This is a genomic window from Mesorhizobium sp. M1322, from assembly GCF_040318085.1.
Taxonomy (GTDB): Bacteria; Pseudomonadota; Alphaproteobacteria; order Rhizobiales; family Rhizobiaceae; genus Mesorhizobium.
The window spans coordinates 37651-55934 of the sequence record NZ_JAMYLP010000033.1; the positions used below are offsets into that span (position 1 = coordinate 37651).

The following is an 18284-nucleotide window of genomic DNA, read 5'->3' on the forward strand; positions in this document are numbered from 1 at the left end:
ACTTCTCGTGACCTGAACTTGACGAGTCTGGAAACGGTAGCTTAGCTGGACGTCTGGAACAACCTCCTGACCAAAGCGTGATCGACGCCGGAAATTATCCGCCTGGAGCGGTGGACGGGCGAAGCATCCAAGCCTATGACCGAAGCGGCGACGCACGCGTCAAGCTGAGCCTTGCGGCGGCTGTTGTGGGCCATCTACAAATCTGACGAGGAGGTCGAGATCGTTGTGACAAAGAACGTGCCGCCTTACGCAGTTGTCGCGGAAAATCCGGCGTGGATGATCAAGCATATGGTTTCTCTCGATGCCTGAAGCGGCCATGACTTGGGAAGACGCCGTCCGCTGGTGCATGAGCGAGCCTTCGATGCAAGAGCTCGCCCGCGCCGCTTATTTCGACGATCCGGTCGTGGCCGCGCAGCGCTATCACGAAAGCGCCGAGTTCGACGCGGTTCGCAGTATGATCCCGCGCAAGGTGGGCCGTGCTCTCGATCTTGGCGCCGGCAACGGCATCCTCTCCTATGCTTTGGCGCGCGAAGGTTGGTCTGTAACGGCTGTTGAGCCCGATCCGAGCGCACTCGTCGGCGCCGCTGCAATCCGGGCGCTTGCCGAAAGCACAGGCACGCCCATCGATGTGGTCGAAGCCTTCGGGGAGGCGATCCCGTTGTCCGCCGCAGGCTATGATTTGGTCGTCGCACGGCAGGTGCTCCATCATGCCCATGACCTTCCGGCTTTCTGCCGCGAAATGGCGCGTCTCTCTCGCGAAGGCGCGACGGTGCTGTCGTTGCGTGACCACGTGGTCTCCGGGCCGCAGCAACTCGAGCCTTTTCTGCGCGCCCACCCGCTTCATCATCTCTACGGTGGAGAGAACGCCTTTACGCTGGCGGGCTACCGCGCTGCAATCCAGGGGGCCGGGCTGACGATCGATCGCGAATTGATCTCGTTCCAGTCCGTCGTGAATTATGACCCAATGACACCATCGGAGATTCGCGAGAGGCTCGCCAAAATCTTTGGTCCGTTTTCCCCGGTTGTTCGCCTGGCCCTTTCGCCTGTGCCCTTTGGTGCCGTCGCCAGGATTGCCGCTTCGCTTGATCGCCGGCCTGGGCGCTTGGTCTCTTTCCTTTGCCACAAGCACGGGAAGGACTGATTTCTTGACGCAATCAAAAGAGGCTAAGCCTGTCTGGGTGACCGGGGCCGGCGGTTTCATCGGCTTGCACCTCGCTCGTTTTCTTGGTCAAAAGGGCTGCCATGTTATCGGTTTCGGTCGAAAAGAAGCACCGGGTTTTGCGTTGGCGACCGGCGGCGTATTTTTTTCCGGAGGAGTAGCCGTGGAAACAATGGATGCGGCTCTGGCAGCACATGGTCGCCCATCGGCCGTGTATCATTTGGCGGGTGGCGCGACGGTCGGCCAGTCGATTGCCGATCCCCTGCAGGACTTTGAACAAAGCGTTGTCTCTGCGGCTCGTGTCCTCGATTTCTTGCGCCGACGCGCACCCGATGCACCTGTCGTTCTTGCATCCTCTGCGGCCGTCTATGGCGGCGGCCATGCCGGTTCGATCAGGGTCGACGCGGCGCTCGATCCCTATTCTCCCTATGGCTATCACAAACGCATGGTCGAGGAGCTTGGCCGGTCTTATTGTGCCGCATACGGCCAGCCAGTCTCGGTGGCTCGCCTCTTTTCGGTCTATGGCGAAGGGTTGCGCAAGCAATTGCTGTGGGATCTCTGCGGAAGGCTCGCGGCAGGCGAAACCGACATTGTGCTTGGCGGCACGGGTAGGGAAATGAGGGATTGGCACCATGTCTCGGATGTCGTGCGGTTGATCCATCGCATTTTGCCTGCCGGCGAACCGCGCTTCGCCGTCTATAATGGCGGTGCGGGCGCTCCTGCGTCCGTCAGCACGATTTCCAGCATGGTTTTGGAGGCCTGGGGAGGGAACCATCGCCTCTCGTTTTCTGGAGAATCCCGGCGGGGCGACCCTGTCAATCTGATCTCGGATCCCTCCGGCGTCCCGGAGGGGCTTCAGTTGCAGGTGCCGCTCAGCAGGGGCATTGCCGGCTATGTGGATTGGTATCGCGCTGAAATTCTCGCCGAGCCGGTCGGTCATCTGCGACGCTCCGCGCCTTGATTACCGTCGGCTTCACTCTCATCGGCCGCGGAACTTGGTCAGGCGGCGAGTCCTATCTCCGCAACATGCTGAGCGTCATCGCCTCTGAGTTGCGTGGTAAGGTGCAGGCGAAACTGTTTCTTACACCTGAGCAGCATTCAAGCATTGGTGCGTCCTTCGATCATATGTTGGCTGCGCCTGCTATTGTTGATGACCGGGTCACGGGCGCCGGGCTCGGCAGGCGAGGGCTGATCGCACTTGCTGGCGGCAGCGACCGTGTCTTCGCGGATCTTGTCGCTGCGCAAGGCCTCGATGTTGTGTTTGAAGTCGCCCAGTGGTTCGGCAACCGGTTTCCAGTGCCGGTCGTTTCCTGGATTCCGGATTTCCAGCACCGTCGTCTGCCGCACCTCTTTCCGCGTAGCGCTTGGTGGCGCAGGGATCTCGGCTATCGCCTGCAGACGTCCGGAAATCGCACCATAATGCTCTCCAGCGGGGACGCGCTGGCGGATTGCAAAAAATTCTATCCGGCCTCGCGCAACAAGACCGCTGTCGTACGTTTCGCTATCGATCTCGATCCCGGTGCCATCCTGGCGCGTGCCGATGAGGCGCGCCAGACGCATGGGCTGCCCGAGCGCTTCTTCTTTCTCCCCAACCAGTTCTGGGTCCACAAGAACCACAGGCTGGTCATAGAGGCATTGAAGCATATAGACCAAATCGGGGCGCTAGGCCCCTTGCCGCCGATAATCCTCACGGGGCGCACCACCGATCCGCGCGACCCGACATTGTTCAAGCGCCTGATGGAGCTTGCGGAAACGCACCGGCTCGGAAGCCATTTTCGACACCTCGGATTGATTCCCTACGACGATGTCGTCGCCCTGATCGGTGCCGCGGACTATCTCCTGAACCCTTCGCACTTCGAGGGGTGGTCAACCACGGTCGAGGAAGCGAAGTCGCTGGGCACGCCGATGCTGCTGTCCGACATTCCACTGCATCGCGAGCAGGCGCCGGAATCGCTCTTCTTCGCACCCGATAGTGCAGAAGCGCTGGCGCGGCGACTCCTGGAAGCCGGGCAGCGCCCACGCTTAGCCCGCGACAGTGTCGCCGTGCTGCAAAGCCGGCAACAAATGCGCCGCCGAGACTACGCGGCAGCGCTCGTTGCTTTGTTTGAAAATGTCAGAGGTGTCACCCAATGACCGAGCGGATCGTCAGTTTTGTCATGAGCGGCGGCGTTGGCTCGCGGCTGTGGCCGCTGTCACGCGAAGACAATCCCAAGCAGTTCCATGATTTTTCGGGCGATGGCTCGATGCTGGCCAAGACGTTGCACCGGCTGATGGCGCGGCCGAAGGGCGAAACGCCGATTTTCCTGATTGCATCGGAGCGGCACGCCGATCGCGTCCACGCCGATCTCGCCGGCCTCGACCTTTCCGGCGGCGGCCCCCTGTTCGAACCGACCGGCCGCAACACTGCCGCCGCCGTTGCCTTGGCAACGCTGCGCACCTTGTCCGAATATGGCGACAGCCTGGTGCTGGTGGTGCCGTCCGATCATGAGATCACGACCGCACAGCAATTCTGGCAGAGCGTGGAAAACGGCGCCGGCGCGGCGCGTGCGGGCCGGCTGGTGGTGTTCGGCATCAAGCCTGGCCACCCCGAGACCGGCTACGGCTATATCGAGGTCGCCGACGAGAGGGATGGCATCTACGATGTCTCGCGTTTCGTCGAGAAACCAGACCTCGCAACCGCGCAGGGCTATTTGGCGGCCGGCAATTTCTACTGGAACACCGGCATTTTCCTGTTTCGCGCCAGCGCCATGCGCGACGCCTTCACGGCTTTCGAGCCCGAGATCTGGAAGGCCACCGAACATGCCTATCAGGCGGCGACGTCAGATCTTTCCGGTCTCTACATGCCTCTGGAACTCTACGCCGCCATTCCCTCGACGTCGATCGACTATGCGATCATGGAGCGCGCCAGCCACATCGCCATGGTGCCGGCCGGCTTCCGCTGGAACGATCTCGGTTCATGGCAATCACTGCTCGATATCGGTCCGTCCGACAATGACGGCAACGTCATCGTCGGCGATGTCGTCGCCATCGACTGCGAGAACTCCTACATCCGCAGCGACAGTCGCTTGCTCTCTGCCATCGGCTTGAGGGACGTTGCCATCGTCTCGACCGCCGATGCCACCTTCGTCGCCCCGGTCAGCCGCAGCCAGAATGTCAAGAAGATCGTCGAGCAGCTCGAAAAGAGCGGCCGGCTGGAAACCAGGTTCACACCCGCCGGCGACCGCGTCATCGAAAGCGGTGCCTGGCGGCGCCGTGTGCACCACTGGCTGTTTGAAGAGACGGTGCCGCTGTGGTCCACGGTCGGGGTCGATGAGCGCCATGGCGGTTTCCACGAAGCGCTCGGCTTTGACACCACGCCGCTGATGAAGCCCAAGCGCATGCGCACCATGGCCAGGCAAGTCTACGCCTTCGCTGTCGCCAAGGCGCGCGGCTGGGACGGTCCGGCCGACCGGTTGATCAGCCATGGCCTCGAATTCATGGCCAGGAACGGCCGCACCGACAATGGTGGCTGGGCGCGCACGCTTAATGTCAATGGCACGGTCGCCGACGCAACCGAAGATGCCTACGATCATGCATGCGTGCTCCTGGCGCTGGCGCATGCCCATATGGTCGGAAATCCCGATGCATTGCGGCTTGGCGAAGAAACGTTCTCGTTCCTCGACGCGCATCTCGAGGATCACCGCATGACCGGCTTTCTCGAAACGTCGGGCGGCGTGGGCGAACGGCGTTCCAACCCGCACATGCATTTGCTCGAGGCTTTCCTGGCCTGGCACCAAGCCACCGGAGAGCTCGCCTATCTTCGCCGCGCCGCGCGCATCGTCGATCTGTTTCGCAGCCATTTCTTCGATCCGGAAAGCTGGACGCTGGGCGAATTTTTCGACGCCGAGTGGAGGCCGGCGGAGGGCGAAAAAGGTACATGGACGGAACCCGGCCACCATTTCGAATGGGCCTCGCTGCTGGTCGACTTCACCGGGCGCAGCGGCCAGAGTGACCTCACCGGCTTTGCCAGAAAGCTCTATGCCTCGGCCATCGCCAATGGCCTCAATCGCGCCACCGGCCTTGCCTATGGTGCCGTCTCGCGGCAAGGCCTGCCACTCGACCTTGTCTCTCGCAGTTGGCCGCAGGCGGAAGCGATCAAGGCGGCGATTGCACTGGATGGTTCAGGCGGACCTGACCTCAAGCCCGAGATCGAAGCGCGTGTCGGCCGCCTGTTCCGTTGGCACATCGACCCAGCACCGCTTGGCTTGTGGATAGACCGGATCGATGAACGTGGCCGCTCGCTGGCGACCGATGTGCCGGCAAGCATCTTTTACCATCTGGTCTGTGCGCTGACCCAGTATCTCGACGGCACCATCGGCAAATCTCGATAGAGGGGTTGGCGGAATAAAAAGTCTCTTCGATTGAAAACGGTCTGTTGTTTTTCGAGCCAAACATCGGTTTTTTTGACCCAATGTCGGAGCCCATTCAGCCGCTATCGATGCGACCAAACAAATGGTGTGGTTGCGCGGGCGTTTCCGTTGGCGATAGAGATGCGTGCTTGGCCACGGCGGGAGTAGGATATTGTCGCTCAAGAAAATAGGCTTGCTTGCCCTTGTTGCCTTGGCGTTTGCGGTTGGCTTCTTTGCCATTATCGTGGAAAAAGGGACGCCTGTCCGTCCGCAATCCCCAAAGCCACAAGCGGCACTTGAGCCGTTTGAGGGCAAGCTTTTCGTCCAGGCAGTCGATGATCTTCGCGTCGCCGGCCGCAAGATTGTGCTGTGCGGCGTGGCGTTTACCAAGCCGCGATCCATGCGTGCCATGGTAACGGAGGCGGCGCGCCGGGATTACCAAGGGCTCGCCCTGACCTGCAAGCCGGTCGGCACGGGGACACCTTGCGACGGCAATGTCGCCTCAAAGTTTGGTGATGCCATCGTTGTGCAGTGCCTCACGTCCGATGGCATGGATTTAGCCGCGAAACTTGCCGAGAATGGCATCTTGTGCGGACAGCCCGCGCAAGCGGGTTCGACCTACAAATCTTGTTTGTCGGGCTCGTAGCTTATGGTTTCGCCAACCGCCCAGGGCGTCCCTGATTCCCGCGAAATGCGACTGTCATAAAATGAAAGACAGGATGTGCGATAACGCCTAACCCTGCACGAAGGGTTGGCGCGATGGCGACTATCAAAGGCCACCAAATGAACCTGCCTTCCGACAAATTGCCAGTGGCCGGCAGCGAAAATGGAAGATTCAATCTGCCAAGTGAGTGTGTCTATTGAAACACAGCGGAAACCAAAAAGTCATCTCGCAAAGGCGAAACAGGTTGGAATCAAAGCAAAAAGCTGTTACGCGCTTGTTTAATACCTTAGTGCTTGGGCGGGGCCGAGGTACGGCGGGAAAAAAGGATCGAAACGAATGAACCTTACTGTAAAAATTGCGTTGGCCGGATTTGTCGCCTCGATCGGCTTCGGCCCGGTTTCGTCTTTCGCTCAAGACGCGCCATGCACATGTACGACACCTTATCAGGCAGCAGCGAATTCGATTGGTTCCATCGCGACCGCCAATGGCGACGTAATGATTTCGCAAGCCGCTGGCTATGGCCCGGCCAAGGCGGGAAATGCTCTGGATTTCGGCAGCCGCGTAGTGGTCGGTGCCCGGGGATCGGCTTCCGTCAATGTCGGGGGCTGCAACCTGGATGTGCCTGCGAACTCAAGCCTCGACATTTCTCGTGTCGAGAACAATATCTGCCTGAGAATGTTGGGCTCTGAGCATACGGCTCAGGTTCCCCCGGGGGACAACAACCGGTCCAACACTCCGCTCTTTATTTTTGGGGGCATGGCTGGTGCGGCTGGTATTCTTGCTGCAACGCAGGATGATGGCGACGGTAACGGCGGCGTCAGCCAATAGGCGCAGTTAAGACGATGCAGCAGAGGCATGTGCCTGCCTCTGCTGTTTTATATTGGCGGCGTCTCTGTGCCTTTGCGTGCCGGCTGGGCGATTTCATCTCGCCCGACTGGGTGGGCGCTGTGACAGATGGGTGCGGCAACGCTGATCATTAGCTTGCACGATGACGACAACGCTGTCAGCGAATAGCTTGAATCTGGCATCTACCGCATTGCATGAACTTGACGAATGCGCCATTCGCTATCGTGCGCGTGGCGCATTTGCCTGTTATCCGGGAGAAATCGTCACGTTGCTTCAGTGCGGCCACAAACGCCAATGATCGACCTGCATTCCCACATCTTGCCCGGTCTTGATGACGGCTCGCCCAGTCTTGCTGAATCGCTGGAAATGGCGCGGCTTGCGGTGGCAGATGGAACGACGCATATGGCGTGTACGCCGCATATCGTGCCCGGCATGTACGAAAACGGATCGGCAAATATTACCCGAGCGGTTCAAGAGTTGGAGCAGGCGCTGCGCAGCGCGGCAATACCGCTTGCTCTTTACGTTGGGGCCGACGTCCATATAGCGCCGGATCTTCCGGAGCAATTGGCGGTGGGTAGCGTGCCGACCTTGAACAGATCTCGTTATTTTCTCTTCGAACCGCCGCATCACGTTTTACCGCCAAGACTGGAAGATCTAGCTCTGCGCCTCATAAACGCCGGGTTCATTCCGATTCTTACCCATCCTGAGCGGTTAACCTGGATCAAGGCAAATTACGACGTTGTCGAGAGGTTGAATGCAATCGGCTGCCTTGTTCAGCTTACCGCAGACTCGATTGTTGGTGCTTTTGGGCGCACGGCGCTTTACTATTCGGAAAAGCTGATTGACGAGGGCAGGGTAGATATTATCGCATCGGACACTCATGGCGCCACCCGTCGACCGCCTGGGCTTTCGCAGGCAGTCGCCGTTGCCGCGAAGCGATGTGGGGAAGACGAGGCCCGCAATATGGTGTTGAAACGTCCAGGCGAAATATTGGCGAACCGGCCTCTCGAGCCGGTCGGAAAGGCACGCTCGAAAAAGCCAAGCCCCGGCAACGTTGGTCGCTTTGCAGGATTGGGTCGCCTGTTGAAGGGCGGGACCGCGTGATGGGCGTTTTTCATTTCGCAAAAAGCTATACGGGCACGTTATGTGTCTTGCTCGCTTCACTCGCAATGTCTGCCTGCACCAGCACCTCGTCGACGACATCATCTTCGCCGACCTCGGTCGATGCGCTGCAACTGACATCAACGTCGGCGTCGCTTTCGGGCGGCGGTGCTCTGCAGGTCGTAAAGGACCTGCCTGCGCCGCAAAATACGCAGAACGGCAGCGAGCAGCCTTTATCTCCGAACGACGTGCTCGAGGTGAATGTATTCCAGGTCGACAATCTGAACAGAATCGTCCAAGTCGACGCCGGCGGGCAGATTTCGCTTCCACTTATCGGGACCGTCATTGCGGCAGGAAAGACCGTCCGTCAGCTGGAGCAGGAAATCGAATCGGCTTACGGCGCCAACTATCTGCAGTCGCCCGATGTGTCGGTTTTCGTGAAGGAATCGATCGGACAGCGCGTTACCGTCGACGGCGAAGTCACCAAGGCCGGTATCTTTCCGGTGTCGAGCAATTCTTCTCTCATCGATGCGATCGCCCTTGCCGGAGGGTTCAACAATGTTGGAGACGCGAAAAAAGTCTTTGTCTATCGCAATGTCGGCCCAAATACGTTGGTTGCAAATTACAATGTGGAGCAGATTCGCGCCGGCAAGAGCCGCAATCCACGCATCTATGGTGGCGACAAGATTGTCGTCTTCGCCTCGAAATCGAAGATAGCGCTGAACAATCTCAAGGACGCCCTCGGTGTCGCGTCGAGTGCAGCCCGAATTGGCGCGCTGGTTCCATAGATGCTTTCCGTCCAGCCAAACACAGGCAACCTAGGATAATCTAGCGCTATGCTCGATCGCAACAGGCAGCATCAAATTGCAGGCCCAGGACATGGCCAAGCCTTGTCTCCCGACCTGTATTATGACGGTGCGCAAAACTATAGCTCGTATGGTCGCGATTATTCGGAGCACGACGAGGGCTTCAATCCACTCAGGCTGCTGTTTTACGTTGTCCAGTATCGGTGGCTGATCGTCATGATGGCGGCAGCCGGGCTGGTTGCCGGCACCGTTGTTACCATGATGCAGACGCCAAAATATCTGGCAACAACGCAATTGGAAGTGTTGGTTCCTTCGGCCAAGGTCTTCCAGGACATTGAGGTGGTTTCTGAAAGCAGCGATCTGCGGGCCTTTCAAACCGCCCGTGAAAAGCTCAAAAGCCGTGCATTGGCGCAACGCGTGGTGTTCCAACTGGGGCTCAGCGAAAAGCCGGATTTTCTGTTTCCGACTCCGAACTTCTCGCCTAGCAATATTTTCTATCGTGCGTTCGGAATTTCCAAATCGCCTTCAATAGAAGAGAAAACCCCGGAGGAACGTGAGAAGATTGCGATCGGTCGCGTTATGAATGACCTCACGGTCACTCTTGTCACCAACACAAGCCTGCTGTCGATTGCGTTTGTCGACCAGAACCCGAAATATGCAAGTGATATAGCCAATCAGGTCGCACAAAGCTTTATCGATCAACGCCTCGATCAGACCAGCGAGACTTCCGACCTGGCACGGCAGTTCATCCAGGAACAGGTTTTGCAGGTAAAGCAAAAGCTTCAGAAATCCGAAGAGGATCTGGTCGCTTATGCAAAGGATGTTGGCATTACGATAACCGGCGACGACAAATCGCTGATAGGGTCGAACATCGAGGCCCTGAACACCGCGCTCGCGACAGCAATCCAGGAACGTCTCGATGCCGGACGGATGGTGGACCAGATAGACAAAGGTCGCGGGTCGAGTCTTGGCCCGGTCCTGGAAAGCGAAGGTCTGCAGAGGATCACCGATAAACTGGCGGATTTGACCAGCCAGTATCAGCAGAAATTAGGCATATTGAAGCCTGGCTTTCCAGAAATGCAGCAGCTTCAGGCGCAGATCAAGGAACTGCAACGGCTTTATAACAATGGCGTTTTGACCATAACCGATTCGTTGCGGCAGAAGTACCAGGAGGCTCAGAACAAGGAAGCCGACCTTAAGTCCAAACTTGCCGAGATGGAGAAGCAGCAGGTTATCTTCAATGACAAAAACATCAAATACACGATCCTGAAGCGCGAGGTTGATTCGAATAGGTCGCAGTATGATAATCTTATTGCCAAGCTGAACGAGGTCGGCGTCAGCTCTGAACTCAAGACACAAAGCGCGGCAATCGTTGATTTCGCGACGCAGCCTAGTAGTCCTTATTCTCCGCGCCTGAGCATCTATCTTGCGGTCGCTTTGGCTCTTTTCTTGGCTCTGAGTGCATCAATTATCTACATCATCGAGTTGTTGAACAACACCTTTACCAATCCTGAGCAGATCGAGAAGGAGTTGGGATTGGCGATGCTTGGCATCTTGCCGCTTATCGATGACCGGGAACTCATAGCCAGTATCGCTGACCAGAAATCAGGATTGTCCGAAGCCTACCGTTCGCTTCGAACTTCGTTGCAGTTCTCCGGCGCCGAAGGTGCGCCGCGATCGCTGTTGGTCACGAGTTCGGAGCCGTCGGAAGGCAAGTCGACCACCTCGTTCAAGCTCGCGCAGGATTTTGCAGCGCTCGGTGCGAGAGTTGTTATTGTAGATGGCGATCTTCGAAAGCCCAACCTTCATCGGCTGTTTGGTCTCGACAACACAATCGGACTGAGCAATCTCCTGACGAACACTGTCCGCAAAGAGGATCTGGCAAGCATTTTCAGGGCGACGAAATATCCTAATGTGACCGTCCTGACCTCTGGAACGATCCCCCCCAACCCTGCGGACCTGCTCTCCTCGCCGAAGATGGCGCTGATTGTTACCAATCTTGGCAAGCGCTTCGATCTTGTCATAATCGATGCCCCACCGGTCGTCGGGCTTTCAGATGCCCCCATTCTCAGCCGGCTTGCCGAGGGCACATTAATGGTCATCTCTACCAATCAGGTGACACGCAAGTCGGCGAAGACGGCGTTGAAGCGTCTGCGAGCTGCCGGCGCGAACGTGGTGGGAGCCGCAATGTCGAAGTTTGCAGTGAACAAGTTCGATTACAACTACGCCTATAAATATATGAATTACCAGTATTACGACTACGGCACGAGCACCCCGAAAATTGAGGGCAAAGTCGATGACGGAGCAGACCAGCCCGCTTATGCGAAATCTCCGGCGTTCAGGCGTTTGGTTCGTCGCATCCGTTCTAGTGTTGGCGGCTTCGTCGATCGGGCTAAGTCGGTTTCTTGAAACTGGAACGCCGGCCGTTTCCCTCGCGCTGGATCCGTTGAACGTCGATGCCTTGATAGGCGGAATCACCGGCGACCTGAACGATACAAGCAACACTCCCGATTTTGACGCATTGCTCGCCAAGGCCGAAGGCGCGCTTCGCTTTGACGTGGCAGATGCGCGTCTCTACAGCCTGATTGGCGAGATCAAATACCGACAGGGCAAAAAAGAAGAAGCCTATGAGTACTTCGATCAAGCTCGAAAGTTATCCAAGACCGAAATCCACGCGCTCCAGAGGTCCATCGGCCATTCGATCGAGACAGGCGATCTGTCAAAGGCTGTCGGCGAGATCGATATATTGCTACGGCGATGGCCAGATCGATTTCCGGCTATCGCCGAGGGCCTGCCGACAATCCTCTCGAGCCCCGACGGATACCAGGCCGTTCTGGCAGCCATCAAGGCGGAGGCACCTTGGAGAACTAGTCTGTTCGTCGCGCTTGGCAAAACCCCGGAAGGGCTCGATTTCGCAAATCGGCTGCTGCTCGATTTGACCGGATCAAGCGCGCCGCCAAACTCGAGCGAATTGTCACGGGTGATCTACGAACATATTCGTCAGAAGAAATATGAACAGGCGTATCGGTTGTTTCTTTTCAGCCTGTCTGATCAGGAACGGAAGTTGGGCGGGTACATTTTCAACAGCACCTTTGAACCGGTACCCAGTGGTAAACCTTTCGATTGGCAAGTCGGCGAGCAGTCAGGTTTGGAAGTTACCTTTGTAACATCCCAGGATGCGGTCGAAGGTGAGGGTGGAGCGACGGTTCGCTTCCTGAACACGCCCGTCAAGAACGCTTCTCTTCAGCAGTATATTGAACTCCCTCCAGGTTCGTACAAGATTTCTCTGAATGCCTCCGCAAGGAACCTGAAACTTCCAAAGGAATTATTCTGGTCGATCAGGTGCTTGGGTCCAGCCGGCGAAATAGCGAGGTTCAATATTCCGGAGGGTACATACAATCGTCAGGCGCTCAGTCAGGATTTTTCGGTTGGACCGGCTGGCTGCCCCATGCAATTGTTACGGCTGGAGACGGCCGCCATTGCCGAGAGCTGGCGGTTTCGCTACGTCGGTACGTTGGTAATGCACAAATTGAGCATCGAGAGACTTTCATCTTGAGCGACCGACCATCGGAACGGGATAAATATCTCCTCGGATCGGTTCTGTTTCTATCGCTGCTGATCGGCGGAGGGACTGCAAGCGGCCTCTATACGGACACGCTGATTGAGGTCGCGGCAATCATCACGGCGGCAGCTGTCTTTTCACAGACCTCTAGCCAACGAATCCCGTCTACAATTCTGTGGCTGCTTATCTTCGCTGTGGCATTGGTGATTTTACAAATCGTTCCGTTGCCTGCGGCCATATTCAACGGATTGCGACCGGAGCTGTTGCTCGGAGATTCATGGCTGGCGGGACAGAGCGGATTTCGCTTCGTCAGCGTCGGAGTCGGACGGACGATCGAATGTCTGTTGTATCTGGTGGCGTCAGCCGCGTTTTTCTTGAGCGTATTGCGTTTGCGCACCGAGCAGGTTCAAGGGCTTCTGCCGTTCTTTTTTATGGGCGTTATCTGCAATGGGTTAGCGGGAGCGATTCAATATTCGCTCTCTGAAGATATCGCCATAGAGGGATTATTGCCTTTTACGATCAACGCTGGGCTTTTTGCCAATCAGAATCATTTTGCGGCTTTGCTTTTTGTTTCTATCCCGTTCGTCGTTTATTACGGTCTGTTCCGTGGACATCTCCTGTCAGGATCGCTCGGACTGGTCTCGCTTTTGCTGCTCCTTTTGGCTGCCGGTTCGCGTGCTGGCGTTCTGATTGGGTTGGCGATTACCGTACTATCGATTGTGTTTCTTTCAGCGCGTTCGAGGGTGAGTGGATTGAGCATCCTCGCGATTTTCATAGGGCTCTCGGTCTACACGATAGGCGCGTGGACTAGGATCGATGCCGAGGTGGTCGATCCGGCCTTTGGGCGAGGAGAATTTGCGCGCACCACTATTGAGGGAATCAAAGAGAATTTGGCTACTGGCGTTGGATTTGGGAATTTTCAAAAGGCCTATCAGATATATGAAAAGGAAGGGATGATTTTCAAGCAATATGTTAATCATGCCCACAATGATTACCTTGAAATAGCCTTCGAGGGTGGGGTTATTGCAATTCTACTTATGATGTTTTATTTCATATTACTTCTTGCGGGGCTTGTCAGAATTCGCCGAGATCCACTTCAAAAGGCAGCTTTCCTCTCGGTATCTTTCCTTCTCATCCATTCACTCGTCGATTATCCATTGCGGACCGAAGCGCTTGCAATGACGTTTGCCTATATGAACGCCATTATCTTCCACAAAGGATTTGCAGACCGTTTGGCCCAGAGGAACGAATTGATCGAGATCGACCACAACGGTGACAAGTTGTTTGTTCCCATCGGAACTTCGTCGTAGCGCCTCTTGGCGACGGCTCTGCGAGCTGCCGTTCGCGACCGACGGGTCGCTCTCCTATATTCTAGGGACCTGTATAGCGACTGATCATGGATTTCGAGCGCGGCAGGGCCGGGCTGCCATCAAAATCGACAATGCTGCTCAATCCACCACTCGTAACCGCAGGCCGCCACTCGTAACCGCAGGAAGTGTAGCCGAGTTGGCGCTGATCCGGCCCCTCAGGAATATTTTTCTTGGGCCACCAAGCCCATCAGCCCGTTGAGCAGGAATTTCCGGGTTCTCGCCTCTGCGTGGAAAATTCATTCCCGAACCACTCCGGGGCAGGCCTGTCTTGCATTGTTATAAAGGATAGCGATCTGCTAGAACGCCTGCACAAAATAAGATTGTCCAGAAGTGAAGCTTGAACCGGGCCGCTGAAAATTGCGCCTGATGCATCGATGCAAGGTCTGGATTGGCACGAGAGAACGCTTACAGTCCATGAACATCGCGCTTACGCACCTTCAGCAGCTCGAGGCTGAATCGATCCATATCTTTCGCGAGGTAGCGGCGGCCTTCGCCAAGCCGGTTATGCTCTATTCGGTCGGCAAGGATTCCTCCGTGCTGATGCATCTTGCGATGAAGGCGTTTTATCCCGCCAAGCCGCCCTTTCCCTTTCTCCACGTCGACACGACCTGGAAGTTCCGCGAGATGATCGCCTTTCGCGATCAGATGGCGCAAAAGCTCGGCTTCGATCTCCTTGTCCACGTCAACGGCGATGGTGTGCGCGACAACATCAATCCCTTCGACCATGGCTCCAATACACATACGCATGTGATGAAGACCGTGGCGCTGCGGCAGGCGCTTGACAAATACGGCTTCGATGCAGCCTTCGGCGGGGCGCGGCGCGACGAGGAGAAGTCGCGCGCCAAGGAGCGGATCTTCTCTTTCCGCAACGCCCAGCACGTATGGGATCCGAAGAACCAGCGGCCGGAGATGTGGAAGATATTCAACACCCGCATCGCGACCGGTGAATCGATCCGGGTGTTTCCGTTGTCGAACTGGACCGAACTCGATATCTGGCAGTACATTCTCCAGGAAGACATCCCGATCGTGCCGCTCTATTTCGCCAAGGAGCGGCCGGTCGTCGAACGCGACGGCATGCTCATTCTGAGGGATGATGACCGTATGGAATTGCGCCCGGGCGAAACAGTGGAGAACCGGCTGGTGCGCTTCCGCACGCTCGGCTGCTATCCGCTGACCGGCGCGATCGAATCGGACGCCGATACGCTGGAGGCCATTGTCGGCGAAATGCTCACGGCGCGCACCTCCGAACGGCAGGGCCGCCTGATCGACCGTGATGAAGCCGGTTCGATGGAAAAGAAGAAGCGCGAGGGATATTTCTGAGCATGCGCCACATCATGGCCGAGAGCCTCGCCCCCACCGACGGCATTCGTGACTATCTGGCGGTTCAGGAACGAAAGTCGCTGCTGCGCTTCCTGACCTGCGGTTCCGTGGACGACGGCAAGTCGACGCTGATCGGGCGCCTGCTTTCGGATACCAAGCAGATTTTCGAGGACCAGCTTGCCGCGCTCGAGCGTGATTCGCGCAAGCACGGGACAACGGGCGACGACGTCGATTTCGCGCTGCTGGTCGATGGCCTAGAGGCCGAGCGCGAGCAGGGCATCACCATCGATGTCGCCTATCGCTTTTTCGCCACGCCGAAACGCAAATTCATCGTTGCCGACACACCCGGCCACGAACAGTACACGCGCAACATGGCGACGGGCGCGTCGACCGCCGATCTGGCCATCGTGCTGATCGACGCCCGGCAGGGCGTGCTGCGCCAGACAAGGCGCCACTCGATCATCGCCTCGCTGCTGGGCATCCGGCACATCGTCCTGGCCGTCAACAAGATCGATCTCGTCGGCTTCGACAAGACCGTGTTCGAACGCATCATCGAAGACTACCGGCAATTTTCGCACCAGCTCGGCTTCGAGACGATCGTGCCCATCCCGATGTCTGCCCGCTATGGCGACAACGTCTCCAGCCGCTCGGACAAGACAGAATGGTATTCCGGCCCGACGCTGATCGAACATCTGGAAACCGTGTCGGTCGATGAAACCGTTGTCGAACTGCCGTTCCGTTTTCCAGTGCAGTATGTGAACCGCCCCAATCTCGATTTTCGCGGTTTTGCCGGCACGATTGCGTCCGGTTCCGTCTCAACAGGCGACGAGGTCGTCGTCGCCAAATCCGGCAAGTCCGCTCATGTAAGGCGCATCGTCTCGCATGGCGGCGACCTGAGCCAAGCGGTCGCCGGCCAGGCCATCACTCTTGTTCTCGACGACGAGGTCGAGGTCTCGCGCGGCAATATGCTGGTGTCGCCGGCGGCGCGGCCGCAGGTCGCCGACCAGTTCGCCGCCAACATCGTCTGGTTCGATGAGCATGCGCTGCTGCCGGGCCGCTCCTACATCCTGCGGACCGAGGCCGATCAGACCAGTGCCACCGTCACCGACCTGAAGTACCGCGTCAACGTCAACGACTTTGCCCATGAGGCGGCCAAGTCGCTCGAAATGAACGAAGTCGGAATTTGCAACATATCGACGCGGGCGCCGATCGCCTTCGATACTTTCGCCGAGAACCGCACGACCGGCGCCTTCATCCTGATCGACCGCATCACCAACGCCACGGTCGGCGCCGGCATGATCCTGCATTCGCTGCGCCGCGCCGAAAACATCCACTGGCAATCGCTTGATGTCGGCAAGCACGGCCGTGCCGATCTGAAGAACCAGCGGCCCGCCGTGTTCTGGTTCACCGGGCTCTCGGGCTCGGGCAAGTCGACCATCGCCAATCTTTTCGAGAAGAAGCTGTTCGCCACCGGCCGGCATACCTACATCCTGGATGGCGATAATGTCCGCCACGGCCTCAATCGCGATCTTGGCTTCACCGACGCCGACCGCGTCGAAAACATTCGCCGCGTTGCGGAAGTGGCGCGGCTGATGGCCGATGCCGGGCTGATCGTCATCGTTTCCTTCATTTCGCCATTCAGGGCCGAGCGGCGCATGGCCAGGGAGTTGATGGCCAACGGTGAATTCGTCGAGGTGTTTGTCGACACACCCTTTGAGGAATGCGCCAGACGCGATCCGAAGGGCCTCTATGCGCGGGCGTTGAATGGCGAAATCAAGAATTTCACCGGCGTTGATTCACCGTATGAAGCCCCGGAAAACCCCGAAATCCATCTCAAGACACTCGCCAAGTCTGCCGAGGAGATGGTAGAGGCCCTGGAACTCTGGCTGAACGAGCGTGACATTGCCGAAAACCAATATGATAGCGGCGGCGGCATCTGACGACGAAGCGATGCTCGGCGTGTTCGAGAGCATCGCCTTGGCGGCGGGGCGAGAGGTGATGCGCGTCTTCGATGCCGGCTGCGCGGTCGACCAGAAATCAGACAGCTCGCCGGTGACCGAGGCCGATCGCGAGAGCGAAAAGATCATTCTCGTTGGGCTGCGCGCGGCGTTCCCCGATATCCCTTGCGTGGCTGAGGAAGAGGCATCGACCGGCATCGTGCCGCCCGACCTCGACGACGCCTTCTTCCTGGTGGATCCGCTCGACGGCACCAAGGAATTCGTCAACCGCAGGACCGACTTCACCGTCAACATCGCGCTCGTTCGCCACGGCGTGCCGGAGATCGGTGTGGTCTTTGCGCCATGCACGGGACGCTTCTTTTCCGGCCGGCCGGGCAGGGCGGAAGCAATCGAAGTCAATGGTGACTACCAGATCATCGGCCGTCGGCCGATTTCGGCCCGAACGGGTGTGGCGCCACTGACTGTCGTCGCCAGCCGGTCCCACAATACGCCGGAGACCGAAGCCTATATTCGCACCGTGGGCGCTGCCGAGATCGTGTCGATCGGCTCGTCGCTGAAATTCTGTCTTGTCGCCAGCGCCGAGGCGGACGTCTATCCGCGCTTCGGCCGCACCATGGAATGGGACACCGCGGCCGGCGATGCAGTACTCCGCGCCGCGGGCGGCATGACGCGCACTCTGGACGGCCAGCCGCTCATCTATGGCAAGCGCGACCAGAGCGACGACGAGGATTTCGCCAACCCGCATTTCATTGCCAGCGGCAAGGTAGCCGGGCCAACCTGACGATTGTAGCGTCGCTGGCCCTGCAGGGAAGGAATCTCCGAGCGAAACATGACTCTCTAAACCGCGCGTCACGATCCCCGGCTCGGTCGTGGGCATCTGGCGCGCAGTGTAGAATCTCTTCGTCGAAACGATTCGCCCCAAAACGTTGCGCCTTGAGACAAAATACACGAACTGGCCGCGGCTCAAATCCGCGTGCGCCATGATTGGAATATACGGCTTTGTGAGGCAACCGGCGTAAGCGATGTCCCGACGGCACCTTTCGGTGATCGGCGTGAAGGACGATGTTCGGAGCCTTTGAGGGCTTCGACACATGACGATTTCAGAGCTTA

14 protein-coding genes are annotated in these 18284 nt (G+C 57.9%); all 14 read left to right on the forward strand.

Features of this window, described 5'->3' with window-relative positions; all coding sequences use genetic code 11:
* Positions 1–301: 301 nt before the first annotated feature.
* The 14 genes from NKH12_RS14750 to cysQ all read left to right on the forward strand — a co-directional run bounded on the left by NKH12_RS14750 (position 302) and on the right by cysQ (position 17955).
* The gene (locus NKH12_RS14750) at positions 302–1141 is read left to right on the forward strand and encodes a class I SAM-dependent methyltransferase (protein ID WP_352953790.1); all 840 of its coding nucleotides are present in this window, start codon (positions 302–304) and stop codon (positions 1139–1141) included.
* Positions 1083–2120 (forward strand): NAD-dependent epimerase/dehydratase family protein, encoded by a 1038-nt coding sequence (locus NKH12_RS14755; protein ID WP_352953791.1) that lies wholly within the window; start codon positions 1083–1085, stop codon positions 2118–2120. Before NKH12_RS14750 ends, NKH12_RS14755 begins: the two co-directional genes overlap by 59 nt.
* A complete protein-coding gene (locus tag NKH12_RS14760) occupies positions 2117–3292 on the forward strand; it encodes a glycosyltransferase family 4 protein (RefSeq protein WP_352953792.1) in 1176 nt (391 codons plus the stop codon). The genes NKH12_RS14755 and NKH12_RS14760 overlap by 4 nt, the downstream gene beginning before the upstream one ends.
* The gene (locus tag NKH12_RS14765) at positions 3289–5529 is read left to right on the forward strand and encodes a mannose-1-phosphate guanylyltransferase/mannose-6-phosphate isomerase (protein WP_352953793.1); all 2241 of its coding nucleotides are present in this window, start codon (positions 3289–3291) and stop codon (positions 5527–5529) included. The genes NKH12_RS14760 and NKH12_RS14765 overlap by 4 nt, the downstream gene beginning before the upstream one ends.
* 190 nt (positions 5530–5719) lie before the next feature.
* Complete coding sequence (locus tag NKH12_RS14770) at positions 5720–6193, forward strand: hypothetical protein (protein ID WP_352953794.1); 474 nt, start codon at positions 5720–5722, stop codon at positions 6191–6193.
* A gap of 354 nt (positions 6194–6547) precedes the next feature.
* Positions 6548–7039: a hypothetical protein gene (locus NKH12_RS14775; RefSeq protein WP_352953795.1), complete on the forward strand. Its 492-nt coding sequence runs from the start codon at positions 6548–6550 to the stop codon at positions 7037–7039.
* Positions 7040–7351: 312 nt separating this feature from the next.
* Complete coding sequence (locus NKH12_RS14780) at positions 7352–8161, forward strand: tyrosine-protein phosphatase (RefSeq protein ID WP_352953796.1); 810 nt, start codon at positions 7352–7354, stop codon at positions 8159–8161.
* Positions 8161–8946: a polysaccharide biosynthesis/export family protein gene (locus NKH12_RS14785; protein ID WP_352953797.1), complete on the forward strand. Its 786-nt coding sequence runs from the start codon at positions 8161–8163 to the stop codon at positions 8944–8946. The genes NKH12_RS14780 and NKH12_RS14785 overlap by 1 nt, the downstream gene beginning before the upstream one ends.
* Positions 8947–8994: 48 nt before the next feature.
* The gene (locus NKH12_RS14790; RefSeq protein ID WP_352953798.1) at positions 8995–11373 is read left to right on the forward strand and encodes a GumC family protein; all 2379 of its coding nucleotides are present in this window, start codon (positions 8995–8997) and stop codon (positions 11371–11373) included.
* 37 nt (positions 11374–11410) lie between these two features.
* A complete protein-coding gene (locus NKH12_RS14795) occupies positions 11411–12520 on the forward strand; it encodes a tetratricopeptide repeat protein (RefSeq protein WP_352953799.1) in 1110 nt (369 codons plus the stop codon).
* Positions 12517–13836, forward strand: coding sequence for an O-antigen ligase family protein (locus tag NKH12_RS14800; RefSeq protein WP_352953800.1), 1320 nt, complete (start codon positions 12517–12519; stop codon positions 13834–13836). Before NKH12_RS14795 ends, NKH12_RS14800 begins: the two co-directional genes overlap by 4 nt.
* Positions 13837–14310: 474 nt before the next feature.
* Positions 14311–15216, forward strand: a complete 906-nt coding sequence (gene cysD, locus NKH12_RS14805; protein ID WP_352953801.1) for a sulfate adenylyltransferase subunit CysD — start codon at positions 14311–14313, stop codon at positions 15214–15216.
* Between the two features lie 2 nt (positions 15217–15218).
* Positions 15219–17156, forward strand: a complete 1938-nt coding sequence (cysN, locus tag NKH12_RS14810) for a sulfate adenylyltransferase subunit CysN (protein ID WP_352953802.1) — start codon at positions 15219–15221, stop codon at positions 17154–17156.
* Positions 17157–17166: 10 nt separating this feature from the next.
* On the forward strand, positions 17167–17955 hold the full coding sequence (cysQ, locus tag NKH12_RS14815) for a 3'(2'),5'-bisphosphate nucleotidase CysQ (protein WP_352953804.1): 789 nt from the start codon (positions 17167–17169) through the stop codon (positions 17953–17955).
* Positions 17956–18284 lie beyond the last annotated feature (329 nt).

What these genes read in the sequence shown, in the direction of transcription:
- cysD (WP_352953801.1), top strand. Translation starts at nt 14,311, where the DNA reads ATGAACATCGCGCTTACGCACCTTCAGCAGCTCGAGGCTGAATCGATC.
- cysQ (WP_352953804.1), top strand. Translation starts at nt 17,167, where the DNA reads ATGCTCGGCGTGTTCGAGAGCATCGCCTTGGCGGCGGGGCGAGAGGTG.
- NKH12_RS14750 (WP_352953790.1), top strand. Translation starts at nt 302, where the DNA reads ATGCCTGAAGCGGCCATGACTTGGGAAGACGCCGTCCGCTGGTGCATG.
- NKH12_RS14775 (WP_352953795.1), top strand. Translation starts at nt 6,548, where the DNA reads ATGAACCTTACTGTAAAAATTGCGTTGGCCGGATTTGTCGCCTCGATC.
- cysN (WP_352953802.1), top strand. Translation starts at nt 15,219, where the DNA reads ATGCGCCACATCATGGCCGAGAGCCTCGCCCCCACCGACGGCATTCGT.
- NKH12_RS14765 (WP_352953793.1), top strand. Translation starts at nt 3,289, where the DNA reads ATGACCGAGCGGATCGTCAGTTTTGTCATGAGCGGCGGCGTTGGCTCG.
- NKH12_RS14780 (WP_352953796.1), top strand. Translation starts at nt 7,352, where the DNA reads ATGATCGACCTGCATTCCCACATCTTGCCCGGTCTTGATGACGGCTCG.
- NKH12_RS14785 (WP_352953797.1), top strand. Translation starts at nt 8,161, where the DNA reads ATGGGCGTTTTTCATTTCGCAAAAAGCTATACGGGCACGTTATGTGTC.
- NKH12_RS14790 (WP_352953798.1), top strand. Translation starts at nt 8,995, where the DNA reads ATGCTCGATCGCAACAGGCAGCATCAAATTGCAGGCCCAGGACATGGC.